The organism is Natrinema soli (assembly GCF_028618695.1).
Genome location: NZ_JAQIVI010000634.1, coordinates 1 through 5,723, shown reverse-complemented (window position 1 = coordinate 5,723; position 5,723 = coordinate 1). Strand labels below are relative to the sequence as shown.

Here is a 5,723-nt window from a genome sequence, read left to right as displayed (position 1 = left end):
GACCCGGTCGGGGACCGTCGTCACGCGCTCGACGTCGACGCCGCGATCGTCGAGCTGCTCGCAGAGCCACGTCGCGTTCGTGTCCGCTGTTCGTCCGGCGAGCAGTTCGTCTCCGATCGTCACGACCGCGACGTTCATACCGGCTCGTTCGAGCCGGGTCCTCAAATGCATCTCGCCCTCGTCGACGCGCGGATCGCCACGCTTCGAACGGGACCGCCGCCTCGGTCGTCTCCGCTACAGGGAGAGCAGGCCGAGTGACTCGAGGTCGTTCGAGAGAACGACGCTCTCTCGTGACTGAGCGAATCGAAACCAAGCGGGTGTTTCGTTCCTGCGAGGGCAGCGAAACGGATGTCTCGCCAGAAGTCGCGATCTCCGCGAACGCGACGCATTCACGTGATGTTGCGACGCCTGTGGCGTCTCGAACACCTGACTACGGTGCGGTTTCACCAGTAGCGAAGCGGTACGGATCGACGAGTCGTAGATATCGTGTTAGCTGTAGCCGTAATAACACTCCGCAAAGAGAATTGTTAATTGAGCAGAGAATTCAGTATATCGTGTAACTCGTAATAACCATAAGATTCAATTATGGTAATTGATAACGAGCGGAGTATGTCTCGCAGTCGGACGGAACGAACGGACGCGGATTCGACCTCGGTGCTCTCCGCGCTAGGCAACAAATACAGCGCAGAAATCCTCTGCGCAGCGGGAACGCCGAAATCGGCCCAATCACTGAGCGAAGCGATCGAGATTCCGATCGCGACCTGCTATCGCCGAATCGAAGAACTCGTCGACGCCGGGCTGTTGACCTGTGAGGGGCGACAGCTCTCCGAGGAAGGTCGACGAACGAATATCTACCGACGCACGCTCGACGAGATCGAGATCGACTTCTCGGACGACGCACCCGAGTTTTCGCGCAAGCGTCGCACCGAGGCGAAAAACCGGCTCCAGGATCAACTCGAGAACTGACGAGACGGACCGCTGGAAGTCGGTTTCGGCGCACTTGCAGGACGGTCGCAGTTGCGCCACGAAACCGGTACAGCAATCCGGAGACGAATTCGACGCCGAGCGGCAACTGGTTTTGAGATCGATGCGCTCCGTCACTACCGACAGACTCGTTCGCGGACGCCGATCCAGTGGGCCGTCGGTAAGCGGCCACCTTTAAGTATTCTCGAGAGAAGACTCCGGTATGACCGAACCAGTCGAAAACCGCGAGTCCGGACCGGCCGCCACGGCGGACGACGGCGTCGTTGGGCGCCGTCGCGTCCTCCACGTCGGCCGCGATCGGCCGATCAGAATCAGCGCCGGTCACCGGATCAGACACCACGACGGCAAATGTTCACAACCCCACGGACACAACTACGAGGTCGCCGTCACCGTCGCGGGCCATCTGACCGAGGAGGGATGGATCGCCGACAAGGGAGATATTACTGAGGTAATATCTGAGTGGGACCACGTGTTCCTTCTCGAGGCCGGCGATCCCCTCGTGGAGGCCTTCGAGACCGCCGGCGACGACGACGCGGTCGTCGTCCTCGAGCACCCGCCGACGGCCGAAGTGATGAGCGTGATCCTGGAGCGGAAACTCGAGGCGGCCCTGCCCGAAACGGTCACCGGCGTTTCCGTGCAGGTCAGCGAGACGCACGAACTCTGCGGAGGAAGCGAGTTCTGAGATGCCGGTTTCCGATTCGGTCGATCTCGAGAACGCGGCCGATGCTGCTGCCGATACGGGGGCCGAAAACGCGGCCGAAGCCGATGCCGGAGACGGGAGTTCCACCGAGGGGCTCCCGATCAACGAACTGTTCTACTCGTTACAAGGAGAGGGTACGCTCGCCGGCGTCCCCTCGGTGTTCGTCCGGACGAGCGGCTGTAACCTCCGGTGTTGGTTCTGCGACTCCTATCACACCTCGTGGGAGCCGACCCACGCGTGGCTGGCGCTCGACGAAATTCTGGCGAAAATCGAATCCTACGACGCCGATCACGTCGTCCTCACCGGCGGCGAACCGCTGATTCACGGGGAAAGCGTCGCCCTGCTCGAGGCGCTCGCGGACCGCGGCTATCACACCACCGTCGAGACCAACGGGACGATCTACCGGGACGCGCCGATCGACCTCGCCTCCGTGAGCCCGAAACTCGAGAGCAGCACGCCGACGGCGGAGCGCGATCCCAGCGGAGAGGGTGAGTGGGAAGCGCGTCACGAGAGCGATCGAATCGATATGGACTCGCTCGCTCGACTGGTCGAGAACTACGACGTGCAACTGAAGTTCGTCGTGACCGACGCCGAGGACATGTCGGAGATCCTCGCGTTACTCGACGACCTCCGCAACGCCGCCGACGTTTCGATCAGCGATGACGACGTGCTTCTGATGCCCGAAGGGGCGACTCGAGAGCGCCTCGAGGAGACCCGAAACCGGGTCGCCGACCTCGCGATGGAGTACGGCTTCCGGTACACGCCGCGACTGCACGTCGACCTCTGGAACGACGCCCCCGAGACGTAATCACAGCGTTCGAGATCACTATGACCCAGACGACCACCGACTCCGCGACCGACGAATCGACCGCCGAACGCGCCGTCGTCCTTCTCTCGGGCGGCATGGACAGCGCCACAGCCGCCGCCGAGGCCCGCGAACGGGGCTACGATATCTACGCGCTACACACCTCCTACGGCCAGCGAACGGAGGATCGCGAACTCGAGTGCGCGCGCCGACTCGCCGACGAGTTCGACGCGGCCGACTTCCTGCGACTCGAGACCGACCACCTGTCGGCGATCGGTGCCTCGAGTCTCACCGACGACGAAATGGCCGTCGACGACGCCGACCTCGAGAGCGACGACATCCCCTCGTCGTACGTCCCTTTCCGGAACGCGAACCTGCTCTCGATGGCGGTTTCCTACGCCGAAGCGAACGATTGCGAAGCCGTCTTCATCGGTGCCCACAGCGAGGACTTCTCGGGGTATCCCGACTGCCGCCCCGAGTTCTTCGAGGCCTTCGAGGCGGTCGTCGACGTCGGGACGAAACCCGAGACCGAACTCTCGATCGAAGCCCCCTTCGTCGACAACTCGAAGACCGATATCGCCGAGCGCGGCGTCGAACTCGAGGTACCCTACAAGCACACCTGGAGTTGCTACCGCGAGAACGAACCCGCCTGTGGCACCTGTGATTCGTGTGCGTTCCGGCTGCAGGCCTTTCAGACCATCGGCGTTCGCGACCCGATCGAGTACGCCGAGCGACCGTCGTACGCGGACGAACCTGGCGGTCAGTAGCCCGCTCGCAATACGGCAGGAGCCATCCGGATTCCGGACCTCGATGAAAACCTTCAACAGCCGACACGTCGAACTGGCTGCTCGTGACGCACCCCGTGTTTCGATGGTTCCGAGACGACGACGGGAGCTGGCAGGTCCCCGAGGGGCGTCGCGGCGAGTTCGTGACGCTCGCACTCACCATACCGGCGTTGGCCGCGTTCGTCCACATCGATGCGGGGCTTCCCCGGCCGCTCGAGTACTGGCCGGCCGTGATACTCGGTGTTTGTTCCGGCTTCCTGTACGTGACGTCCTATCGAGAATCGATCATCGAGCGCGTTCCCGATTGGGTCTCCGTCGGGCAGGTGTTCTCCCTCCTGGCCGGCGGGTTCGGTCTCACGCTCCTCCGGCTCGTTCACGTCGCCGATCCCACGGTCCTGTTCATCCTCGCCGCCGGCGGGACGATCGCGTCGGTCTACGGCGTCAGGTTGTGCTCACCGTTCCACCCCGGCCTCGAGCCGCCGCGACGCGGGGTCGAACCGCCACCGGCAGTCGGATCGGGGCCGGAGACCGGGAGGGAGACGACCGCGAACCGTGACCGCTAACCTCGACCGCCCCTCGCTACTGCGCCGCCTTGGTTCTGCGTTTCACTCGTCGTCGCCGGTCCGTCGGCGCAGCCATTCGAGGGCGAGCACCCCGCCGGCGATGCTCGTCCCGGCGGTGAACCCGGGAGTTTCGTCGGACGATTCGTTTCCGGTGTCGTTGGTCGATTCGTTCTCGGAGCCAGCGGTCGATTCGTTTCCGGTGTCGTTGGTCGATTCGTTACCGGCACCAGCGGATTCGTTTCCGTCGTCGGAGGCGGACTCGTCTTCGCCGTCGTCGCCCACGTCACCTTGCTCTTCGCCCTCGGTCCGGATCGCGAACAGGGCATCACCGCCGACGTAGACGGTTTCGCCGACGACCGCCACCTGCTGTGGCTCCGTACCGGTGTCGACGCGCCACTTGCCGCTTCCGTCCGCTCGAGCGAACGCGGCCACGCCGGATTCCTCGAGCCCCACGTAGACGGAGTCGTCATCGACGACCGCTGACGCGTACGATCCGTTGCCGTCTGACGGTTGCCAGACGCGATCTCCCGTCTCCGAATCGTAGCCGGTGACGGTCTTTCGGTCGCCGGTTTCGGCGTCAGTCACGGCGTAAACGCGATCGTCGGTGAGTACGTCCAGCGAGTGGGTAGGAATCGTCGATCGCTCCGCACCGGTTTCGGCGTCGTATATCGTGACGACATCGGCTTTGGCGGCGGCGACGACACCGTCGGCGGCGATCGGACGACCGGAGAACGTGTTCGAGGCCCAGTCTTCGACGCCGTCCGTCCACCGTTCGTCCCCGGTTTCGGCGTCCAAGGCGATTAGCCGCTTGTTGCTGAGGGCGAACACCGTTCCGCCGGCGACGGCGACGGAATCTCGCTGCAGGTAATCGCCTCGTTCTCGCCCGTCGTCAGTCGTCACCGTGCCCGGTTCGAACTGCCACCGCCGCTCGCCGTCGTGTGCGTCGAGCGCGTACAGGACCTTGTCGGCGAGGAGGAATACCAGTTCGTCCGCGACGGTGGGCGACAGATTCGTCTCGGACCCGAGGTCGCTCTCCTGCCAGCGGACATCTCCGCTCGCAACGTCAAGCGCGGTCAGGTTCGGTTCGTCTCCTTTGCTGGTGACGTACACCGTGTCGTGTGCCACCGCCGGTGGTCCCATGGCCTCCACCGGCTCCTCTCGACTCGCCACCGTAATCTCGGTTTCCCACTGGAGCGAGCCGTCGACCGCGTCGATCGCGCGCACCTGACCGTCGTCGGCGACGAGGTAGACCGTCCCGTCGCCGACGGCGAACGTTCCGCCGTGATCGTACTCCCAGGCGACGCCGACCGGCGATTTCGGCCCGGTCGACCCCGGAGCGAAACCCGTGTTTCCCGCATCGCCACGGATCGACGGCCAGCCGCTCGAGCCGTCAGCAGTCACCGATTCGTCGGTCGTCGATTCCCCGTCCGCGGATTCGTCGGTGACGGTCTCCTGGGCCGCTACCGTTCCCGTCGCCGCCCCCACTCCGGCAGCAAGCGTGAGTCCTGCGTACCGGAGAACGTTCCGTCTTTCGTGCTCGCTCATGATCTATCCGAACGGCAGTATCGAGCACTGTTACTTATCGGTTCGATAATACCGTTCCACCCCGGAAACGCGGGAGTGCCCCACGGTTGCGACAGCAAAAATTCTCGTCAGTGAGACGGAGTGGTTCCGGTTTTTCGGCTACTCACCACGCCCGCTCGAGCACGCCCTCGATTTCGTCGACGGTCGGCTCCAGTCCCGGCGGCGCGTTCGCCATGAACGCGTCGTTCAGAATCGCCTCCGCCACCGCGGTGAACGCCTCGGGTTCGGGGCCGTCGACGTCCCGCAGCCGCGAGGGAAGGCCGAGTCCGTCGCGGACTTCGGTGACCGCCTCGACGACCGCG

7 protein-coding genes and 1 pseudogene are annotated in these 5,723 nt (G+C 64.2%); 5 read left to right on the top strand and 3 right to left on the bottom strand.

What is annotated here, in order from left to right; translation table 11 throughout:
* On the bottom strand, positions 1 to 138 hold a 138-nt coding region (locus PGX04_RS28675; RefSeq protein ID WP_273741600.1), incomplete at its 3' end, for a molybdopterin-binding protein.
* Between the two features lie 471 nt (positions 139 to 609).
* Here PGX04_RS28675 and PGX04_RS28670 point away from each other — a divergent pair.
* The 5 genes from PGX04_RS28670 (at position 610) to PGX04_RS28650 (ending at position 3,837) form a co-directional block, all read left to right on the top strand.
* Complete coding sequence (locus tag PGX04_RS28670) at positions 610 to 966, top strand: winged helix-turn-helix domain-containing protein (RefSeq protein ID WP_273741599.1); 357 nt, start codon at positions 610 to 612, stop codon at positions 964 to 966.
* A gap of 220 nt (positions 967 to 1,186) precedes the next feature.
* Positions 1,187 to 1,666: a 6-pyruvoyl trahydropterin synthase family protein gene (locus PGX04_RS28665; protein WP_273741598.1), complete on the top strand. Its 480-nt coding sequence runs from the start codon at positions 1,187 to 1,189 to the stop codon at positions 1,664 to 1,666.
* 1 nt (position 1,667) lies between these two features.
* Entirely contained in the window at positions 1,668 to 2,492 is an 825-nt protein-coding gene (locus PGX04_RS28660; protein ID WP_273741597.1) for a 7-carboxy-7-deazaguanine synthase QueE, read from the top strand.
* Positions 2,493 to 2,512: 20 nt separating this feature from the next.
* Positions 2,513 to 3,256: a 7-cyano-7-deazaguanine synthase QueC gene (queC, locus tag PGX04_RS28655; protein ID WP_273741596.1), complete on the top strand. Its 744-nt coding sequence runs from the start codon at positions 2,513 to 2,515 to the stop codon at positions 3,254 to 3,256.
* An 83-nt stretch (positions 3,257 to 3,339) separates the two neighbouring features.
* Positions 3,340 to 3,837: a hypothetical protein gene (locus tag PGX04_RS28650; protein ID WP_273741595.1), complete on the top strand. Its 498-nt coding sequence runs from the start codon at positions 3,340 to 3,342 to the stop codon at positions 3,835 to 3,837.
* Positions 3,838 to 3,879: 42 nt separating this feature from the next.
* Here PGX04_RS28650 and PGX04_RS28645 read toward each other — a convergent pair whose 3' ends face one another.
* Both PGX04_RS28645 and PGX04_RS28640 read right to left on the bottom strand, forming a co-directional pair.
* Positions 3,880 to 5,382 carry an outer membrane protein assembly factor BamB family protein gene (locus PGX04_RS28645; RefSeq protein WP_273741594.1) on the bottom strand — a complete coding sequence of 501 codons (1,503 nt, stop codon included), beginning with the start codon at positions 5,380 to 5,382 and terminating at the stop codon, positions 3,880 to 3,882.
* Between the two features lie 142 nt (positions 5,383 to 5,524).
* A pseudogene (locus tag PGX04_RS28640) lies at positions 5,525 to 5,723 on the bottom strand (iron-containing alcohol dehydrogenase family protein); the annotation flags it as partial.

What these genes read in the sequence shown, in the direction of transcription:
- queC (WP_273741596.1), top strand. Translation starts at nt 2,513, where the DNA reads ATGACCCAGACGACCACCGACTCCGCGACCGACGAATCGACCGCCGAA.
- PGX04_RS28670 (WP_273741599.1), top strand. Translation starts at nt 610, where the DNA reads ATGTCTCGCAGTCGGACGGAACGAACGGACGCGGATTCGACCTCGGTG.
- PGX04_RS28660 (WP_273741597.1), top strand. Translation starts at nt 1,668, where the DNA reads ATGCCGGTTTCCGATTCGGTCGATCTCGAGAACGCGGCCGATGCTGCT.
- PGX04_RS28665 (WP_273741598.1), top strand. Translation starts at nt 1,187, where the DNA reads ATGACCGAACCAGTCGAAAACCGCGAGTCCGGACCGGCCGCCACGGCG.
- PGX04_RS28645 (WP_273741594.1), bottom strand. Translation starts at nt 5,382, where the DNA reads ATGAGCGAGCACGAAAGACGGAACGTTCTCCGGTACGCAGGACTCACG.